We start from the raw sequence: 18,854 nt of genomic DNA, 5'->3' as shown, positions 1-18,854 counted from the left end.
GCCTCCTTAGGATCTTAATTTAGCCTTAATTTCACTTTCAATTTCAGCAACTATTTTTTCACAAATTTCTGTAACTTCGCTGTCTTCTAAAGTTCTATCTGCTGCTCTAAATACAAGTGAAAAAGCCACAGACTTCTTTCCAACTTCTATATTTTCGCCTTCATAAATATCAAATACCTTAAAGGATACCAAGAGATCTTTGCCATATTTTCTGGAAATTTTTTCAAGTTCAACTGAATCAACATCTCTATCCATTACAAAAGCAAAATCTCTCTTCATAGTTGGATACTTTGGAAGTTCTTTATAAATGTAATTGTCAATTGTGTTTTCAACAATTTTATCGAAATCAAGTTCAGCAACATAGGCTTTTTTCTTCAAACCATAATTTTCAAGAACTTTTGGATGAACCTCTCCAAATACTCCAAGACTTTCTCCCTTTAAAATAAATTCAGCACTTCTTCCTGGATGTAGGAAACTCACTTTTTTTCTTTTAACTTCAAGTTCATTTATTCCAAGATACCATAAAATTTTTTCAATGGATTCCTTTAAGTAATAAAAATCTCCTAAATCATAAAATCCCATTGTAAGTTTTAACTTTTCAGCTGGAAGTTCATCATCTGTTGGGAAAAATGTATTTCCAATTTCAAATCCACCGACATTTTCATTTCCTCTGGCATAATTTTTAGCAAGAGCCTCTATCATTGAAGGTACTATAGTAGTCCTCATAATTGAATAATCTTCTCCAAGTGGGTTTAAAATTTTTATAATATTATTTTCATCTTCATCATAATTTGATTTTTTATAGGAAGATGGGCTAACAAAGGAATAAGTCATAAATTCGGAATATCCAAGACCAATTAAAAGGTTTTTAAGTCTATCTTCCACATTTCTAAATTTAGGCTTTCTTCCAACAGTTAATGTTCCTCTTAATTTTTGAGGTTTAACATTGTGGTAACCGTAAATTCTTGCGATTTCTTCTATTAAATCTTCTTCAATTTCAAGGTCAAGTCTTATGCTCGGTATTTTTGCAATTAAATAATCATCTTTAACATCAGTTTCAATTTCAAGTCTGTTTAAAATATTTGAAATTTCATCCATGCTAAAATCTACGCCAATTAAATCATTAACCTTTTCTTTTCTGAGTTTTATTTCCCTTTCTTCTTTTGAAAAAGAGCCAACATCTTTACTTCCTCCAACAACTTCAGCAATCCCTAACATTTCTGCAAGTTCGCAAACTCTGTCAACAGCCGTTTTTGCAAGATTTACATCAATTCCCTTTTCAAATCTTGAGGAAGCCTCACTTCTTAAATTAAGTCTTCTTGAAGTCTTTCTAATGTTTTCTTTATTAAAATTTGCACCTTCTAAAAGCACATTTACAGTTTTTTCTGTAATTTCAGAATCTAGACCACCCATTACTCCAGCAAGACCAATAATTTCACTGCCATCAGTAATTAAAATATCGTCGCTAGTAAGCTTTCTAGTTTCGCCATCAAGGGTTACAGTTTCTTCGCCATCTTTTGCCATTCTAACTACAATTTTTTTGTTTTTTAATGTATCTAAGTCAAAGGCATGAAGAGGTTGACCGTATTCTAACATTACAAAGTTTGTTAAATCGACAATATTTGAAATCGGTCTAACTCCTGCTTGCATAAGATATGCCTGCATCCAAAGTGGAGATGGTCCAATCTTTATATTTTTAAGAATTTTTGAATAATACCTCTTACAATTTTCAGTTTCAATAATTATATCGTCAAAGTTTTCAGAAAAATCTCCAACTTCGTTCTTTATATTTACATCATTATGTTTAGTTTTTATATCAAAGGATGCCGCAGTTTCCACAGCCATTCCCATTATACTTAAACAATCTGGTCTATTTGGTGTGATCTCAAGCTCAAGAATTTCATTATCCATAAAAAGAGTTTCCAAAGCAGATTTTCCAATTTCAGTGCCTTTAGGAAAAATAAAAATCCCATTTCTTGCTTCCTTAGGTATAACTGAATTTTCAAAACCAAGTTCTTCTAGAGAACAAAGCATTCCATTGGATTCAACCCCTCTGAGTTTTCCCCTTTTTATCTTAACTCCACCAGCAACACTTGAGCCGTGAAGTGCAACGGGAACTATTGCCCCTTCAAAAACATTTGGTGCACCAGTTACAATTTGTAAAACTTCAGTGCCAACATTTACAGTGCAAATAACAAGTTTATCTGCATCTGGGTGTTTTTCAATTTTTTCAATTTGTCCAACTACAATTTTATCTAAACCTTGTGACGGGATGATAATTGATTCAACATGAGAACCAGAATCGGAAAGTCCATCTGCAAGTTTTTTTACATCAAAATCGAAATCAACATAATCTTTAAGCCATTTAATCGGTAATAACATTTCTATCTCCTTAAAATTGTTCCAAGAACTTCTTGTTGTTTTCAAACATCATTCTAATATCTGTAATTTTATATCTTACCATTGCAATTCTGTCAATTCCCATACCAAAGGCAAAACCAGAATATTTTTCAGGGTCAATCCCACAATTTTTAAGAACATTTGGGTGAACCATGCCACAGCCTAAAAGTTCCATGCTCCATCCAGTATAATTGCAAGACTTGCAACCCTTGCCCCCACAGTTTGGACAAGTTGTATCCACTTCAAGGCTTGGCTCAGTAAATGGGAAATAATGTGGTCTAAATCTAGTACTCATATCTTCGCCAAAGAAAGATTTTACAAAATAGTTTAAAGTATCAATTAAATTTGCAACAGAAATTTTTTCATCAACAACAAGACCTTCAAGTTGATGGAACATTGGTGAATGAGTAGCATCAACTTCATCAGATCTAAAAACTCTACCAGAACATATCATGCGAATTGGAGCACCATGTTCCTTCATTGCCCTTATTTGAACAGGAGATGTTTGCGATCTAAGAATTGTATTTTCGTCAAAATAAAAAGTATCAGACATATCTCTTGAAGGGTGATCTTTGGGAGCATTTAAAAGATCAAAGTTGTTTTTCACAGTTTCGATTTCAGGACCATCGTAAACAGTAAAGCCCATATGAGTAAATAAATCTTCAAGATTCTCAAGAGTTTTCTTCAAAGGATGTCTATGTCCCAAGAAAATATCATCAGTTTTTAAAGTAACATCAATTCTCTCATCATGAAGTTTCTTTTCCAAAATCTTATCATTAATTTCAGCCTTTTTTTTCTCAATTGACCTTTCAATATCTTCACGTACTTCATTGGCAAGAGCTCCCATAATAGGTCTTTCTTCCTTTGAAAGGTCCTTCATCCCCTTTAAGATTTGAGTAAGTTCGCCCTTCTTTCCTAAATATTTAACTTTAAGTTCATCTATTTCTTTAATTGTATTAGCTTTAGTTAAAAGTTTCATGGATTCATCTTTGATTTCAAGTAATTTTTCTTTCATGTTGACCTCCAATTCATAATATATAATTATATCATAGTTATAATTTTTTTTTAAGAAGAATGCTTTAGACTCTTCTACGCAAAAAAATCTTTAAAAAGCTACAATCATCTGCGTAACAACTGCATTTTAATAAAAATAATACACAATAATACCATTTACAAATATAATCACAATTAATATGTAATTAAATTAAAAAATAAATTCTATTTAAAGCCCTTTTACAGGTGTCATAAAAAGTTGGATTTTATCAAAAAACAAGGTTATATGGTCAAATAGGGATGAAATAAAAAAGCCACTCTCGAAAGAATGGCTAGTTTGAACCGTTACGGTAATGTACGGCTAAATATTAATGGCAGGGGTAGCAGGACTCGAACCCACGGCACTTGGTTTTGGAGACCAATGTTCTACCAACTGAACTATACCCCTAGAACAAGTTATATCTTAACAAAGAATTTATTAAATGTAAAGTCATTTTTGTGATTTGTAAATTTTTCATTAAATTAAAAGCTTTGAAGATGTGCTAAATTTAACACATCTTCTTTAATTTACTATCTACTTGTGCAAAAGTTTCATATAATGTTGCTCTATTGTCGATTATTACATCTGCTTTTTCTTTTTTTTCTTCAACTGAAAGCTGTGAATTTATTTTCTCTTTTGCATATTCTCTTGAAATGTCGTCCCTTTTCATTAGTCTTTTTATTTGTGTAGCTCTGTCAACATATACAAGCCAAATTTCATCGAAATTCAGTCCATATTTTTTGTTCAAATCTTCGTTTTCAAAAAACAGGGGTATGTCGACAAATACAAGTTCATCTGAGTCTTCAATTTGTCTTTTTATCTCTTTATAAATTTCTGGATGCATGATTTGATTTAACTTTTCCCTTGCTTTTCCATTTTTAAAAACTACTTCTGCAAGTTTTTTTCTGTCAAGGTTTCCATCTTTATATAAATCTTCTCCAAACTCCTCTTTAATCTTATTTTTTACAAATTCAAAATTTGCCACATCTCTTGCAATTAAATCTGCGTCAACAACTTTTATTCCTTTATTCTTTAAAAATCTAGAAACTTGAGACTTTCCCGTTGCAATAGAACCTGTGAGTCCAATTACTTTATTTTGATTCATAAAGATTTTCACCTGTATTCATATCCACAGAAAGTTTTACATTCAAGTCCACAGAATTTTCCATTAAATCCTTCATTATTTTTTTAACTTCTTCAACTTCGCCCTCTGCTGCATCAACTACAAGCTCGTCGTGAATTTGAATTATCAATTTTGATTTTAAGTTTCTCTTCTTTAATTCATTATAAACTTTTACCATGGCAATTTTTATTATGTCAGCAGCTGAACCTTGTATTGGCGTGTTAAGTGCAATTCTTTCTCCAAAACTTCTTATATTAAAATTCTTTGCCTTAAGCTCAGGAATGTATCTCCTTCTGTTAAAAATCGTCTCTACATAACCCTTTTTCTTTCCTTCTTCAATTTCTTCTGACATATAATTTTTTATTCCAACAAAATGTCCAAGATAATTGTCAATGTATTCCTTTGCTGCTTTTCTTGGTATATTTAAGTTTTGTGAAAGGCCATAATCAGAAATTCCATAGACTATTCCAAAGTTTACTGCTTTTGCCTCAGACCTTTGAAGTGCATTTACATCGTCATAATCCACATGAAATACTTCTGATGCCGTTTTTTTGTGAATGTCTAATCCCTCTTTGAAGGCATCAAGCATTTCTTTATCCTTAGAAAGTGCCGCAAGAACACGAAGCTCAATTTGTGAGTAGTCAGCATCTACAAGCATACAACCCTTTGATGCCAAAAATGCCTTTCGAATTAATCTTCCCTCTTCAGTTTTTATTGGTATATTTTGTAAATTTGGATCCGTAGATGAAATTCTTCCTGTTGCAGTTACTGTTTGCATAAATCTTGAGTGAATCCGATTAGTTTTCTTGTTTATAACAGCTTTTAAACCATCGATATAAGTTGACTTTAATTTAGAGAATTTCCTGTAATCTAAAATATAGTCGATAATTTCTCCCTCGCCACGAAGCTTTTCAAGAACATCTGCAGAAGTTGAATAGCCTGTTTTTGTCTTTTTTATCACTGGGAAGTCCATTTTTTCAAATAAAATAACGCCAAGTTGCTTAGGAGAATTAATGTTAAACTCTTCTTCTGCTTCACAATATACTTTTTCTTCTAAATCCTTTAGTTTTAATGAAATTTTCTCGTCAATTTCATCTAAAACTGCCTCATCAGTGTTTATGCCAACATACTCCATAGAGGCAAGAACTTCAACTAAAGGTAGCTCCATATCTTCATATAGGGAAGTCATGTTTTCCTCGCCGATTTTGTCCCTTTGCACTCTTTCCAATTTGTAAATTGAATTTAACACAAAGGCAAAATATTTAAATAGATCTTCTTTTTTCACTTCAGAGTAAGTTTTTTTCTTGACTCCCTTGCCCAAAAAATCATCTTGATCAATATATCCCTTTTTAAAATAATCCATAGAAATTTTATTTATATCATAATCACTTTTTGTAGAATTTAAAATATATTCGGCGATTTTAACATCATGACAATAATTTTTTATATCAATGCCAAGACTCATTAAGATTATAATATCCTCTTTAAGTTCATATCCAAGTTTTTCTATGTCTTCATCTTCCATGATTTCTTTTAATTTATTTTTATCAATATTATCCCATAAAATAAAATTCACAACTTCATCAGGAACTTTTATTGCAAGATAAATTGGATTTACATCTTCATAAATTTTTCCATCAGTAATAAATTTAAAGGCAAAGGACTTGTTGATGTGAATTTTTTTTATAGCTTCATCTAGGTTTTTTATTTCCTCAAATTTAAAATTATCTTCCGAGATTTCTTTCACTTCTTCCTTTTGATATTCCTTGGGAAGTCTTGCAAGCATTGAATTGAACTCAAATTCACGATACATTTGTGAAAGCTTTTCATAATCATAGTCGACTTTTTTTAAATCTTCTAAATTTTCTTCAATTGGCACATTTTTTACAATTGTACCCAACTTTTTGCTCATAAAGGCAGACATTTTACCATCAATTAATTTTTCTTTAAGCTTTTTTGCTGTTACATTTTCAATATTATCGTAAAGATTTTCGATGTTGTGAAACTCGCGAATTAATTTTAGTCCCGTTTTTTCTCCAATACCATAAATTCCTGGAATATTGTCGGACTGATCGCCCATTAAAGCTTTTAGATCTATGAATTCAATTGGCTCAATACCATAATCCTTCTCAATGCTTTCCACAGTTATTATGTCCATTTCAGTAATTCCCTTGCGAGTTAATAGGACTTTTGTATTTTCATTCACTAGTTGGAAATAGTCCTTGTCGCCAGTGAGTAAATAGGTTTCAAAATTTTCTTCTGACGCAAGTTTAGAAAGAGTCCCTGCAATATCATCCGCCTCGTAAACAGGTGATTCCAAAATTTTAATATTCATGTAATTTAAAATATCGCGAACTAAAGGCCATTGTTGTTCAAGTTCGTTTGGAGTTTTTTGCCTTGTGCCCTTGTAATCTTTATATATTTCGGATCTAAAAGTTTTGCCCTTCATGTCGAAGCAAACAGCAACATGAGTCGGTTTTATCTTTTCAATTGCATTTTCAACCATCATTACAAAGCCATAGATTGCGTTAGTATAAAGACCCCTCTTAGTTTTTAAAAGTGGCAGAGCATAAAATGCCCTAAAAAAAAGCGAACTTCCATCTATAATTAAAAATTTGTTATCCATAAAAACCTCCTTACTACATTATAACAGAGATTTAAATAAATAAAATTTGCAAATAAAACTCCTATATATGATTTGGATACAAATAAAAAATACCAAAGTTTATAAAACCCTGGCATATAATAATTAATATATTATCTAATTGTATTTTTTAAGACCCCTATCTTTTCTATCTCAAGTTCTAGCATATCTCCACTTTGAAGAAATATTGGAGGATTTAAAGCCATGCCAACTCCCGATGGAGTTCCCGTAGCTATTATTGTTCCCTTTTTAAGTGTCATGGCTTTGGACAAGTCTTCTATAATTTCATCAACACTTAGAATCATATTCTTGGTATTGTTATCTTGCCTTATTTCACTATTTATAGAAAGTTTTAAGTCAAGATTATTATAGTCGAAGCTTTTATCCTTTAAAAGAATGCATGGTCCCATTACAGATGATCCATCAAAACTTTTTCCATAGTACCACTGCTTATATTTAGTTTGTAAATCTCTTGCTGATAAATCATTAAAAATTGAAAAACCAAATATATAGTTACTTGCCTCTTCTTTTTTTATGTTTTTCCCATCTTTTCCAATAATTACAGCAAGCTCAATCTCATAATCTAGTTTTTCTGTTATTTCACTATTTATTGGAATAAAATCTTCATTTCCTAAGATTTTATTAACTCTTTTTGAAAAATATATAGTATCTACATCTTTGGAAAAGTCTTTTTTTGATACTTTTTCTACTTCATCTTGATGGTCTATATAATTCATTCCTATACATATTATATCTTGTTTTGGATATTCAATAGGACTTAAAATCTTATATTCATTTTTAATTTCCTTCTGATTTTTAAAACATAGGTTTTTGAGGTCTGTTTCACTATCTATTAATTCATTTATGTCTTTAAAATCATATCCAAAGTCTTTAAGAAGGTATAATTTATAGTCTATTTCAACAGCTATTTCTTTGTAGCCTTTTATTTCTATAAAAAACAATTTCATAATCTACCTCTATTGCTCACTGTTAGTAAAATCTAATTTCAAATTTTGAATTTTTATAATATCCTCTATAATTTCTTTTTGTTCTAATAAAACTTTAGAGATAAAATCTTCTGTATCTTCAGTTTTTCTAAAAATTGGATAGGTAGCAGACATTGCCCCCTTAATTATCCCATCTTCTCTAATAGGCACAGCTACACATGAAGTGTTATGGGTAAATTCTTGGTTTTCTACCGCATATCCCCTTTCTCTTACCTTATGTATTTCATCAAGTAGCCTATCAATATTTGTTATTGAGTTTTCTGTATATTTTACAAATTCATAATCTTTAAATTTTTCTATTATTTCTGCATCACTAAATCCAGATAAAAGTGCCTTTCCAAGTGCCGTATATATAGCTGGAATTTTCTTGCCCACAGAACTTACTATCTCAATATTATCTGGTGAGTTTACCTTTTCTAAATATAAAACCATATTATCAACAAGAACCCCAAATTGAACTATTTCTCCAATTTTATCAACAACTATCTCCATTTGTTTTTTAATCATCGAAAGACTATCTAGTCTTCCTGAATAAGATAAGCCTAATTGAAAAAGCTTAAAGGATGCCATGTAGCATCCCTTATCATTTTTTTCAATAAAATTAGTCATCTCTAATGTTTTTAATATTGGACTTAATGTGCTTTTTGGAATTTTTAATTTTGTCGATATCTCTAAAAATGAAAGACCATTTTCATAATTATTTATTAAATCAAGAATTTTTACTACTCTAAGAGTAGGATTGTGCAATTTATATTCCATGATTCCTCCAATCATGAAATATTATATCATAATTACTTGATTTCTTCGTACTCTTTAATTACTTTTTCTAAGATAGACTTACCCCTTTCAAATACTTCATCTGAAAGTTGATTATATGGAAATATTGACTTAGGAGAAATATCTACGCCCCTAACCGCCATTAGTCTTTTGAATAAGTGTGAGAAATTACTATCTAAATCATATAAAGGCATTAATTTATGAATTAAATTAGACAATTTATACACTCTATCAAAGTTCTCTTCCTTTGTTGATTTAACAAGGTCTGACCATATTTCTGGTACTAAATTTGAAAGAGCACCTATACATCCTGAACCACCTGTCGAAAGGTTATATAAGAATTGGTCATCAAATCCTGAGTAAACTTTTGTCCTATGACCTTCCGTAGCCCTTAATAGCTTATTAGTATGAATTGGATCTGCAACTGAATCTTTAAGACCCACTATATTTGAATTCTCCTCTATAAGTTTTGCATAGACCTCTCCACTTACAGAGTAGCCACTTCTAGCTGGAAAATTATAAATATATACATTTCCCTTAACTTTTTTGGCTAATTCATTATAATAAATGAAGATTTTTTCATCATCCATGGCGAAGTAATATGGTCCCATAACCATAACACCTTTATAGCCTATTTTTATAGCCTCATTGCTAAGTTTTACAGTATCTTCAAAGGAAGCACAATTACTTCCAAAATATAGATCAACCCTACCCTTTGTATACTCGTAGTAATCTTTAGCAAATTGCAATTTATCTTCATAATCTAAAACTGTAAACTCTCCAGTACTTCCAAGTACTAGAATCCCATCTACACCACCTTCAATAAGAAAATCTATGACTTTCTTATTTTCTTCAAAATCTGGTTTTTCATTTTCATCAAATATTGTAACAACTGGTACTATTATTTCACACATAAAATCCTCCTAATGTTTTTAAACAAAATTTGCCCCTCTTTGAATAGCTATTTCCGTATAACCTAGAGCTTCAGATTTTGTTAATTTTCCATTACAGAAATCAATTAACTCGTCAAAACATTCATCTGCAAGCTCTTCCATGGTTTTTTCTCCATAAATCGTTGGACTAGCATCCCAATCTAAGTTATCTGACATAGTTTTTGCAGTCTCTCTATTTCCTGTAATTTTAATAACTGGTGCTATAGGATTTCCTGTTGGAGTTCCTCTTCCTGTAGAAAATACTACTATTTGACAACCACCAGCAATCATTCCTGCTACTGATGACGGATCATTCCCAGGTGTATCCATAATAACTAATCCTTCTTTAGTTTTAAGTTGTTTTGAATAATCATATACTGCATTTACAGTAGTTGTACCACCTTTATGAATACAACCTAATGATTTTTCTTCAAGCGTTGTAAGTCCACCCTCTTTATTTCCCGGCGATGGATTACCTTCTCTAACTTCTTCCCCTGTATTCATTTGGATATGATCTTCGAATCTATGAACTATATCATAAATTCTTTTCTTTACCTCTTCATTTTTAGCTCTTCTTGCTAAAATATGCTCCGCTCCAATAAATTCAGTTGTTTCGCTAAGTACTGTTGTACCTCCGTTTTCAACCATTTTATCTGAAAGATTTCCTATTAATACGTTTGAAGCTAATCCACTTGTTGGATCTGATCCACCACATTCTGTTCCCATTATAAGTTCAGAAACTGGAAACTCTTCTCTTCTTTCCATACTGGCTTCTGCTACAAATTCTTTAGCGTATCTTGTCGCTTTTTCAATTGCTTTTAAAGTTCCACCTTCTTCTTGAATTATAACAGATCTAAGTGGTTTGTTTGTTCTTTTTTCAATTTCTGCCTTAACTAAGTTAAGTTGAGCATTTTCACAGCCTAAAGAAACTAAAACTGTAGCATATATATTAGGATTAGCTGCAAATCCAGAAATTGTATCTAATGTATATTCAAAGTCTTTTCCTAATTGTGAACAGCCTAATTGCATATTAAATGTAACTGCCTCTTTAACTTGTCCCGCAATAATTCTAGTTGTATCTGATGCACATACTGAGCATGGCAAAATTAATATATGGTTTCTTATTCCCACTCTACCATCGCTTCTTTTATATCCCCAAAATGTCCTAGTCATTTGATTAATCCTCCTATTTATTCTATAGCTTCTAAATCTTCACGTCTGCCTTCAATATTATGGTCATGAACATGTTCCCCTATTTTTATATCATTTAGTGCAAATCCAATATGCTCTCCATACTTAATGACAGGTTCTCCTTTTTTAATATCAGTCAAAGCTAATTTATGATAAATTTTTATATCATCAATAGCTTTTATACTTTTAATATTTCCATTTAAGTCTTTAAATTCTACTATGTCGCCTTTTTTTATTGGTTCTATTGCTACTATAACATTATCTTTTTCATTTATAATTACTGCATTTATCATATTATTCTCCTATCATTTTGCTTTCCAATCTTTCTTACTAAAATCTTGTCCTGGTAATGGATATTTTGGACAACCATATTTCTTAGCCCACCAAGCTGTTATAATTGGTATTAATATAGCTGTCATAACTGTTGAAGCAGCTACTTGAGTTGTAGCAGCTGTTACATATGGAGTCCATGAAGGGTCAATAGATGCTACTACTGCTGGAACTGCTATAGCATTGCCAGCTGTCGATGAAACTGCCCAACCAGCATATCCTGGTCTCTTATTAAATATCCTGTCACAAAGTACTACGAAAGGACCACTTATGCATACCGTGATTATTCCTAGTAATATTCCAGGTGCTCCACCTGCAACTATTCCCTTTACATCTATTCCTGCACCTAGCGTTATCCCTACGAAAGGAAGTAGCAATCCTATTCCTGGTTCTAAAAACTCACTCATTTTCTTATCTATATTTCCTATAAGCATACCAAATAAAATAGGAACTATTACCGCAATTAAAGATACTATGGGAATTTGAGCAAGTCCACTAGCTCCTAGTGTAATAAGTGTTAAAAAAGGACCATCGTTTATAGCCAATAAACTCATAGCTGTTTGGTCTACCTCATCTCCATATTCTACGTTTAAAGCCAAGTACATTGAACCATTGGAGTTAGTTATAGCACTTATAACTGCAAGTGTTGTTAGACCGAGTATTCCTTCCATTCCAAATAATTTTCCAATTATTATGCCAAGAACAGCTCCTATGGCATATTTTGAAACAAGTAAAACCCCTCCTCTTTTAACTACTTCTGCAAGTTCTTTTACTCTTAGTTGAGCTCCCATACATACAAGCTGAACTCCAAGTACAGCTGCTGTTCCTGCACTAGTAAATACTGCCGTAGTAAATGAACCTATTTGTAACATCTCTGGAAAGAATGTATTTATGAGAGCCGATAGAAACATTGGTACTATCATCATTCCAGCTGGAACTTTTTTCAAAAATTTTAAAATCATATATCCTCCTAACTATTTAAACAATTTAAGTGTGGCCATAAACCTATTTAATTATTTTATAGACTGTAGCATTTTTTTGCGTTGTTATAGAAGAAGTCTTCATCATTACCAAATGCTTCTATCAGTAAATCTATATGCTCTTTTAAATTAGAGTAAATATTAATAACTGGCCAGTTTGATGCATATATTAACCTATCTTTTGCAAATGTATCTTTTGTAAAACTTAACAAATCTCTTACAAATTCTTTATTTTCTGTTTTATATCCTGATACTTTTACATAAAGATTTGGAAATTTTGCCAAAGCTTTCATATTATTTTTGTACTCTTCTGTCAATTCTTCAACATTTCCCAAATGATTTAAAACAACTTTGGCATCTGGAGTTTTTTCCATCATTTTTACCAAATCTGAAAGCTCATCTACTCTATTACAAGAGTCAAATGTCATATTGTTTTTAGTAAGTTCTTTGATACCTTCTATAAAAGAATCTTCAAGACACATTCCTTTTGGAGCATCTTCTGTATGAAGTGGTTCTCTTATTCCTGTTGCGAGAAGAGGTACTCTCATAGTTGGTGATACTTTTGCTCTTGCTACTATGGCAAGTATTTTGTCATTATTTGCTTTTTCTTTATAAAGTATTTCATCTTCTAAGATAGGGTCATCTGAGTCAACTTCTACATAAACCCCTCCTACAAAATCTACATTATCAATCTTTTTATATTCATTAATATAATCATCTATAGAATAGCTCTTTTTTAACTCTTCTACATCTTTCAGCCAAGGTAAGTTTTGCTTATCTAGGTTCCAAATGTGAAAGTGTGTATCTATAAGTTTAATTTTATCTGTCATTATTAACTCCTTTTTGAACCAACAAATCCATACCAAGCACAGTATATAAATCCTATTATAGTTGTTGCCATAGCTATTTGAAGATTAAATCTTTCTCCTATTGCAGATATAACAACTGGTATAAGAGCAGCTCCTACTATACTCATCGTTAGAATTGATGCTCCTGTCTTGGCATCATTTCCTTTTATTCCAACCAAAGCCAATGAATAAATTGTTGGAAAACCAATGGATATAAATAGGTATGCTATTATGAAGGCTATTACTGAGAATTTACCTAGTCCTATACTTACTATAATCATTAAGGCTGCTGTTATAGCCATATATACACCTAAGATTTTATTGGGTTCTATCTTATTCATTAATGGTGTAGTTATAAATCTTCCCATAGTGAATAATAATGAAACTATTGAAAGATATTTAGTAGCAGTTCCTGCACTCATTCCTTCCCAAAATTCCATTGCATATGCTGAAAATAAAGACATGCCTACCACTTGTAATCCTATAAATACAAAGGCTGCAATTACGCCTAGTTTAAAATGTTTGATTTTAAAAAGTCTCTTTAGAGCAGCAGATGTCGATTCACTATTCACTATTTCTTCGTCATTATCTGGACTTGGAAGTTTTATAAAGAAGAATAATAAGAACACTATAGCAAGCGCTATGGCAATTCCAATATATATAATTCTTGTTCCAGATAAAAATTCAACTTTTGCTTGTTCAAACCCTGGTTGATTAGAAGCTACTGTTTCTCCTATCAATGATCCAAGTATAAATGGCCCAACTATATTTCCTACACCATTAAATGATTGAGCTAAGTTTAATCTGAAGGATTCTTTCTCTGGATCTCCAAGCTTTGTTATATATGGGTTACAATTTGTCTCAAGTGTTGCAGCTCCTGATGCTGTTACGAACATTGCAAATAAGAATGTTCCATAACTCATTTTGTAAGTTGCCGGAATTGTCAAAACAGCACCTATTACAAATAGTAATAGTCCCATCATCATTCCTGCTTTGTAGCCATGCTTTCTAGCTACTACTGATGCAGGTATAGCTAGAAAAAAGTAAGCTCCATAGTAAGCCATCTGTAATAAGCTTGCCTTTGTTGATGATATTTCCATGTAATTTGCCATTGGAGTATTTAAAGCATTAACTAGATTCATTGTAAGTCCCCAAGCAAAAAATAAAAATGTCACCAAGTATATGGCAATTTTGGCTTTAGATTGTTTATTTTTATTTATTCTATCAGTCATTTTAAGTTTCCTTTTCAGTTCGCCATTAGCTTAACGCTCTGTCTAAATGTACATATCCTCCATCAACGTAAACCCATTGTCCTGTTGTATGTGAAGCTCTTTCTGATAATAAGAAGCAAGCTGTATCAGCTATTTCTTCTGGATCTGTCATTCTATTTTCAAAAGGTATCTTATCTGTTATTAATTTTAATCTTGCTTTTTGCTGTTCTTCATCTCCAAATGTTTTGATCCATTCTTTGTAAAGAGGCGTCCAAGATTCTGATACAACTATAGCATTAACTCTTACGCTATCTTTTGCCAAAGCCGCTGCCCATTCTCTTGTTAATCCTAATATAGCTCCTTTTGCTGCTGCATAAGCTGAAGTTTTCCCTTGTCCTGTAACAGCTGTTTTTGATGAAATATTTACTATAGATCCTTTTACAGCCTTTATATAAGGAATAGCTTGATGGACTAATTCATAATAATGAGTTAAATTTGAATGGATTGATTTTTCAAATTCTTGCCAACTTGTTTCTTCAAGAGATAAGTTGTCATTCTTGCCAGCGTTGTTTACAACACCATCGATTTTCCCATATTTTTCAACTACATCTTTAACTATTCCTTCTATTTCTTCAGTATTATTTAAGTCTATAAAGTAAAGAGAATAATTGTCAGTGATTTTTTCCATTTCAGCCTTGAAGTCTTCAACTACATTATTTTTTCTGTTCAATACAACTGGAATTGCACCTTCTCTTGCTAATTGTAAAGCTATAGCTCTACCGATTCCTTTTAAACCACCTGTTACTATATATACTTTGTCTTTTAAATTTAAATCCATTTTTATCTCCTTTATTTATCCTTTATTTTACTTGTTTTCTATATAAGTTTCTTATAAAGTTCAATTATTTCTTCCTTTGTAGGATCTTTTGGGTTTCCTGGCCTACATGCATCATCCATAGCTGATTGAGCTAAAAATTCTATATCTTCTTCTTTAACTATATCTTTTAAATCTTCTGGAATTTTCACGCTTATAGATAAGTCTTTTACAGCTTTTACTGCAGCTTTTCTATATTTATCCTCGCTCATTTCGTCTACACCTTTAACTCCCATCGCCCTTGCTATTTCTCTATATTTTTCTCCAGTTGCTCCTGCGTTATATTCCATAACTGTTGGAAGAAGTATTGCATTGGCAACTCCATGTGGAGTGTCATATAATGCACCAAGTGGATGAGCCATTGAGTGAACTAATCCAAGTCCTACATTTGAAAATCCCATTCCTGCCACATATTGAGCTAGTGCTAATTTTTCTCTAGCTTCTTTATCATTTTCACAAGCTTTAGGTAAATATTTTGCAATTAATTCTATAGCTTTAATATGGAACATATCTGAAAGATCATTAGCATCTTTTGTTATATATCCTTCTATTGCATGTGTTAAAGCGTCCATTCCTGTGGATGCCGTTAGACCATATGGCATAGATTCCATCATTTCAGGATCTACTATTGCTGCTACTGGAATTGAATGTGGGTCTACACATACCATTTTCTTTTGGTTTTCTTCATCTGTTATAACATAATTTATTGTAACTTCTGCCGCCGTTCCTGCTGTAGTAGGAATTGCAATAATTGGTGTTGAAGGATTCTTGGTTGGAGCGACTCCTTCTAAGCTTCTTACATCTTCAAATTCAGGATTTGTATTTATAATAGCTGCACCTGCTGCACAATCCATTACTGAACCACCACCTATGGCAACTATTCCATCAGCTTCAAAGTCTTTTAAAACTTTTAGCCCATCAAGTACGTTTTTAATTGATGGATTTGGTTTAATATCTGTAAAATATGTATATTCTAAGCCTTCAACTTGATCTAAATATTTGACTACTTTATCAGATATCTTATTTTCTTTTAAGAATCTATCTACAAAAATAACTATCTTCTTTAGTCTTTTATCCTCTACTACATCTTTTACTCCAGCTAAAGCACCATAACCATGATAACTTACTGGATTCAAAACAAATCTACTTGGCATTTTTGACCTCCTTATAATTAGTCACTTTTAAATTATAAAACTATCTTGCTTTTTTAGTTCGCATTTACGTATTTAAAATGTATATACGAATTACTTGCTTATAATATATCTTATAGAGTAAACGTTGTCAAGTAATTTTTTTAATTTTCTTTGTTTTTTTAATTAAAAAATAATATTTAGTGTAACAAAAACTCCTCTATGTGATTTTTTCACACGAGGAGTTTTTGTCAATTTTTTAAATTATTTTTCTGAATATTCAGCTTTAAGTGATTTGCCTTTGACTTTTTTACCATCTAAATCTCTTATTGCATCTTTAATCATATTTTTTGGAATCTCTACAAAAGTAAAGTTTTGCATTATATTAATTTTCCCAATTTCACTTGGAGCTACATTTGTATGCTTACCTAAAAGCCTAATAATTTCTCTAGAATCAATGCCATCTCTCTTGCCTTTATTTATAAAAATTTTTGGTCCCTTGATTTTTTTTATTTTCCCATTATTTTTATCTCTACTTTTTCTATTAGAATTTTCTGATTTATTGGACTTACTCATTTCAAATTTTTTGCCAAAGTCAACTTTGTCAAGTTCAGTGATTCTTTTGCTTTTTGAGGACTCATTCACCATCTTTAAAAGTGATGCACTTATATCGTAAAGACTGTAACCTTCAGATAAAAGTTTATTTAAAACTTCAGTATAATCAACATTATCTTTAGCTTTTAAAATATTACTATTAACTTTATTAAATAAGTTTTCCATATTTTCTCTTTCGACATCGTACTTAGTAGGCAACTCCATCTTTTCCATTTTGATATTTGCATACTTTTCGATTTCTCTAAACTTGGAGTAATCTTTGTTAGTAATAAAAGTAAAAGAAAGTCCCTTTTTTCCAGCTCTTGCTGTACGTCCAATTCTATGGACATAATACTCCGCTTGTTGTGGAAGGTCATAGTTAAAAACTATGTCAATATCAGAAATGTCAAGACCACGTGCAGCGACATCTGTTGCTATGAGAATGTCAATTGAGTTATTCCTAAACTTCTTCATGACATTATCTCTTGAAGATTGACGCATATCGCCGTGAAGAGAATCAACTTTATATCCTTTTTGTGCAATTTCACCCTCAAGACTTTCAACCATTCTCTTTGTGTTACAAAAAATAATTGATTTTTTTGGTTTGTTAATTAAAATCAATCTATTTAAAATTTCAGTTTTCATGTTTCGGCTTAATTCTAAATAGTATTGCTTAATTTTTTCCGCAGTTAATTCTTTCTTTTCAATAATAACTTTTTTAGGGTTTTTTTGATATAGTTTTGAAAACTCCTTAATATTATTATCAAAAGTTGCTGAGAAAAATAAAGTTTGTCTATCTATATTTGTCTTTTCAATAATAGTCTTCATATCATCTCTAAAGCCCATATCGAACATTTCATCTGCTTCATCAAGTGTTAAGAATTTCAAATCATCTAGTTTAATAGTTTTCCTTTTCATGTGATCCATAATTCTTCCAGGAGTACCAACGACAATACTTGCACCCCTCTTTAGCTCTCTAAGTTGTTTGCCCATATCAGCGCCACCATAAATAGCTACGACTTTTATAAATTTTTTATTTCTTGAAAGTTTTTGCAATTCATTAGACACTTGTCTTGCTAATTCCCTAGTAGGAACTAGGACAAGAGCTTGCAAACTTTCATAATTATTATCTTCAATTTTTTCAATCATTGGAATGCCAAAGGAAGCAGTTTTACCTGTTCCAGTTTGTGCTTGTGCAAGAAGGTCATGACCTTCTAATATTTCTGGAATAGTACTTTCCTGTACTTCCGATGGATTTTCAAAACCCATTTCCTCAATTGACTGTAAAACTTCACTAGATAATTTTAATTCGTTAAATCTCAATATATTCTCCTATTTCTTTTTTTTGAACAAAAAAAGACCGAGATTCACTCGGCCTTCAAGTTCTTTCTTTAAGTATTATAACACATAAATAATAAAAAATCTTGAAATAATCAAATTAAATAAAATAAATTTTCTATTCTTATGAATTTATTTTATTAATTCTTTTTTATATTCTAAAATTCCTCCAGCTAAATTAACGGCGTCGTATCCAAGTTCACGAAGATAGCTCGCAACTTCGTAAGAACGCCTGCCGCTTCTGCATAAAATATAAATCTCTTTATCCTTTGGGATTTTATTTAAATTATTTGGCACCATATTCATTGGAATGTGTATAGCGCCCTTGATAGTCCCTGTTTCCTTTAATTCTATATCTTCTCTAACATCAATGATGTAAGCGTCTTTGATGTTATCAATGTCATTTACATTTATTTCTTTCATTTTATTATAAAAACCACCT

The 18,854-nt window shown here is 31.3% G+C and carries 16 protein-coding genes and 1 tRNA gene; all 17 read right to left on the bottom strand.

Annotated features, from left to right (window positions below):
* Nucleotides 1-6 precede the first annotated feature (6 nt).
* Nucleotides 7-2,382 (bottom strand): phenylalanine--tRNA ligase subunit beta, encoded by a 2,376-nt coding sequence (pheT, locus tag HKO22_RS07715; protein WP_169969770.1) that lies wholly within the window; start codon nucleotides 2,380-2,382, stop codon nucleotides 7-9.
* A gap of 10 nt (nucleotides 2,383-2,392) precedes the next feature.
* Nucleotides 2,393-3,415: a phenylalanine--tRNA ligase subunit alpha gene (gene pheS / locus HKO22_RS07710; protein ID WP_169969769.1), complete on the bottom strand. Its 1,023-nt coding sequence runs from the start codon at nucleotides 3,413-3,415 to the stop codon at nucleotides 2,393-2,395.
* Nucleotides 3,416-3,765: 350 nt separating this feature from the next.
* Nucleotides 3,766-3,841: transfer RNA gene (locus tag HKO22_RS07705), tRNA-Trp, on the bottom strand.
* 100 nt (nucleotides 3,842-3,941) lie between these two features.
* Nucleotides 3,942-4,538, bottom strand: a complete 597-nt coding sequence (gene coaE, locus HKO22_RS07700) for a dephospho-CoA kinase (RefSeq protein WP_169969767.1) — start codon at nucleotides 4,536-4,538, stop codon at nucleotides 3,942-3,944.
* A complete protein-coding gene (gene polA, locus HKO22_RS07695; RefSeq protein ID WP_169969764.1) occupies nucleotides 4,525-7,182 on the bottom strand; it encodes a DNA polymerase I in 2,658 nt (885 codons plus the stop codon). Before polA ends, coaE begins: the two co-directional genes overlap by 14 nt.
* 131 nt (nucleotides 7,183-7,313) lie before the next feature.
* On the bottom strand, nucleotides 7,314-8,168 hold the full coding sequence (locus HKO22_RS07690) for a fumarylacetoacetate hydrolase family protein (RefSeq protein ID WP_075659214.1): 855 nt from the start codon (nucleotides 8,166-8,168) through the stop codon (nucleotides 7,314-7,316).
* A gap of 9 nt (nucleotides 8,169-8,177) precedes the next feature.
* The gene (locus HKO22_RS07685) at nucleotides 8,178-8,966 is read right to left on the bottom strand and encodes an IclR family transcriptional regulator (protein ID WP_169969763.1); all 789 of its coding nucleotides are present in this window, start codon (nucleotides 8,964-8,966) and stop codon (nucleotides 8,178-8,180) included.
* 32 nt (nucleotides 8,967-8,998) lie between these two features.
* Nucleotides 8,999-9,898: a dihydrodipicolinate synthase family protein gene (locus tag HKO22_RS07680; RefSeq protein WP_169969761.1), complete on the bottom strand. Its 900-nt coding sequence runs from the start codon at nucleotides 9,896-9,898 to the stop codon at nucleotides 8,999-9,001.
* A gap of 18 nt (nucleotides 9,899-9,916) precedes the next feature.
* Nucleotides 9,917-11,089: a UxaA family hydrolase gene (locus HKO22_RS07675; RefSeq protein ID WP_169969759.1), complete on the bottom strand. Its 1,173-nt coding sequence runs from the start codon at nucleotides 11,087-11,089 to the stop codon at nucleotides 9,917-9,919.
* A gap of 17 nt (nucleotides 11,090-11,106) precedes the next feature.
* Complete coding sequence (locus tag HKO22_RS07670) at nucleotides 11,107-11,400, bottom strand: UxaA family hydrolase (protein ID WP_169969757.1); 294 nt, start codon at nucleotides 11,398-11,400, stop codon at nucleotides 11,107-11,109.
* Nucleotides 11,401-11,412: 12 nt separating this feature from the next.
* Nucleotides 11,413-12,399 (bottom strand): 2-keto-3-deoxygluconate permease, encoded by a 987-nt coding sequence (locus HKO22_RS07665; RefSeq protein WP_075659219.1) that lies wholly within the window; start codon nucleotides 12,397-12,399, stop codon nucleotides 11,413-11,415.
* 56 nt (nucleotides 12,400-12,455) lie between these two features.
* Entirely contained in the window at nucleotides 12,456-13,247 is a 792-nt protein-coding gene (locus HKO22_RS07660) for an amidohydrolase family protein (RefSeq protein ID WP_169969755.1), read from the bottom strand.
* A gap of 2 nt (nucleotides 13,248-13,249) precedes the next feature.
* The gene (locus tag HKO22_RS07655; RefSeq protein ID WP_169969754.1) at nucleotides 13,250-14,497 is read right to left on the bottom strand and encodes a sugar MFS transporter; all 1,248 of its coding nucleotides are present in this window, start codon (nucleotides 14,495-14,497) and stop codon (nucleotides 13,250-13,252) included.
* Between the two features lie 25 nt (nucleotides 14,498-14,522).
* Entirely contained in the window at nucleotides 14,523-15,314 is a 792-nt protein-coding gene (locus tag HKO22_RS07650; RefSeq protein WP_169969752.1) for an SDR family oxidoreductase, read from the bottom strand.
* Nucleotides 15,315-15,352: 38 nt separating this feature from the next.
* The gene (fucO, locus tag HKO22_RS07645; RefSeq protein WP_169969750.1) at nucleotides 15,353-16,504 is read right to left on the bottom strand and encodes a lactaldehyde reductase; all 1,152 of its coding nucleotides are present in this window, start codon (nucleotides 16,502-16,504) and stop codon (nucleotides 15,353-15,355) included.
* Between the two features lie 240 nt (nucleotides 16,505-16,744).
* Nucleotides 16,745-18,397, bottom strand: a complete 1,653-nt coding sequence (locus tag HKO22_RS07640) for a DEAD/DEAH box helicase (RefSeq protein WP_169969748.1) — start codon at nucleotides 18,395-18,397, stop codon at nucleotides 16,745-16,747.
* Between the two features lie 147 nt (nucleotides 18,398-18,544).
* A complete protein-coding gene (locus HKO22_RS07635; RefSeq protein ID WP_075659225.1) occupies nucleotides 18,545-18,835 on the bottom strand; it encodes a rhodanese-like domain-containing protein in 291 nt (96 codons plus the stop codon).
* Between the last annotated feature and the right edge of the window lie 19 nt (nucleotides 18,836-18,854).

It is taken from the genome of Peptoniphilus faecalis (genome assembly GCF_012976305.1).
Lineage (GTDB): Bacteria > Bacillota > Clostridia > Tissierellales > Peptoniphilaceae > Peptoniphilus_A > Peptoniphilus_A faecalis.
The sequence above is the reverse complement of the archived record's forward strand: the minus strand, read 5'-3'. Positions and strand labels throughout refer to the sequence as shown.

Excerpts from the sequence above, each read along its gene's own strand:
- pheT (WP_169969770.1), bottom strand. The coding sequence starts at position 2,382 with ATGTTATTACCGATTAAATGGCTTAAAGATTATGTTGATTTCGATTTT.
- pheS (WP_169969769.1), bottom strand. The coding sequence starts at position 3,415 with ATGAAAGAAAAATTACTTGAAATCAAAGATGAATCCATGAAACTTTTA.
- coaE (WP_169969767.1), bottom strand. The coding sequence starts at position 4,538 with ATGAATCAAAATAAAGTAATTGGACTCACAGGTTCTATTGCAACGGGA.
- polA (WP_169969764.1), bottom strand. The coding sequence starts at position 7,182 with ATGGATAACAAATTTTTAATTATAGATGGAAGTTCGCTTTTTTTTAGG.
- HKO22_RS07690 (WP_075659214.1), bottom strand. The coding sequence starts at position 8,168 with ATGAAATTGTTTTTTATAGAAATAAAAGGCTACAAAGAAATAGCTGTT.
- HKO22_RS07685 (WP_169969763.1), bottom strand. The coding sequence starts at position 8,966 with ATGGAATATAAATTGCACAATCCTACTCTTAGAGTAGTAAAAATTCTT.
- HKO22_RS07680 (WP_169969761.1), bottom strand. The coding sequence starts at position 9,898 with ATGTGTGAAATAATAGTACCAGTTGTTACAATATTTGATGAAAATGAA.
- HKO22_RS07675 (WP_169969759.1), bottom strand. The coding sequence starts at position 11,089 with ATGACTAGGACATTTTGGGGATATAAAAGAAGCGATGGTAGAGTGGGA.
- HKO22_RS07670 (WP_169969757.1), bottom strand. The coding sequence starts at position 11,400 with ATGATAAATGCAGTAATTATAAATGAAAAAGATAATGTTATAGTAGCA.
- HKO22_RS07665 (WP_075659219.1), bottom strand. The coding sequence starts at position 12,399 with ATGATTTTAAAATTTTTGAAAAAAGTTCCAGCTGGAATGATGATAGTA.
- HKO22_RS07660 (WP_169969755.1), bottom strand. The coding sequence starts at position 13,247 with ATGACAGATAAAATTAAACTTATAGATACACACTTTCACATTTGGAAC.
- HKO22_RS07655 (WP_169969754.1), bottom strand. The coding sequence starts at position 14,497 with ATGACTGATAGAATAAATAAAAATAAACAATCTAAAGCCAAAATTGCC.
- HKO22_RS07650 (WP_169969752.1), bottom strand. The coding sequence starts at position 15,314 with ATGGATTTAAATTTAAAAGACAAAGTATATATAGTAACAGGTGGTTTA.
- fucO (WP_169969750.1), bottom strand. The coding sequence starts at position 16,504 with ATGCCAAGTAGATTTGTTTTGAATCCAGTAAGTTATCATGGTTATGGT.
- HKO22_RS07635 (WP_075659225.1), bottom strand. The coding sequence starts at position 18,835 with ATGAAAGAAATAAATGTAAATGACATTGATAACATCAAAGACGCTTAC.